Here is an 836-nt window from a genome sequence, read left to right on the forward strand (position 1 = left end):
CGGCGCCGATATCCTGCGTCTGTGGGTCGCTCAGACCGACTACACCGCCGACCAGCGGATCGGGCCGGAAATCCTGAAGGGCACCGCCGACAGCTACCGCCGTCTGCGCAACACCATGCGGTTCATGCTGGGATCTTTGGCTGACTTCACCGAGGCCGACCGGGTCGCCCCAGAGGATATGCCGCGTCTGGAGCGTTGGGTCCTCAGCCGCCTGGCCGATCTGGATGAGCAGGTCCGCAAAGGCTATTCAGAGTTCGATTTCCAGGGCGTGTTCAGCGCGGTCTTCACCTTTGCTACGGTTGATTTGTCATCCTTCTACTTCGACGTCCGCAAGGACGCGCTGTATTGCGACGGCGATAGCCTGCGCCGCCGTGCGGCCCGTACCGTTCTGGATATCCTGTTCCACCGCCTGACCACATGGCTGGCGCCGGTTCTGGTCTTCACCATGGAAGAGGTCTGGTTGGAGCGGTTCCCAGGCGACGACAGCTCGGTCCATCTGGTAGATTTCCCGGAGACACCGGCGGATTGGCGTGATGCCGAGTTGGAAGAAGCCGTTGCAAAGGTTCGTCGCGTACGCCGCGCCGTGACCGCAGCGCTAGAGGTTCAGCGTCAGGACAAGGTGATCGGATCCAGCCTTGAGGCCGCTCCGATCGTGCATGTCGAAGATCAGGATACTATTGCGCTGTTGGCGAGTTTTGATGTGGACGATCTTTGCATCACGTCGGGCTTGACGGTCTCCAAGAACCCGGCCCCGGCCGAAGCCTTCCGCGTGCCCGAGATTGAGGGCGTCGGTGTGGTTTTTGAGAAGGCGGAAGGCGACAAATGCCAACGCTGCT

Annotated in this window: 1 protein-coding gene; it reads left to right on the plus strand. The window is 61.4% G+C overall.

The window, feature by feature from the left end:
* Nucleotides 1-836 (plus strand): class I tRNA ligase family protein (locus tag ACR0E6_RS21980; protein ID WP_480587335.1); only part of this gene is annotated, 836 nt, incomplete at both ends.

The sequence above is a fragment of the Ruegeria sp. AP12 genome, assembly GCF_056540025.1.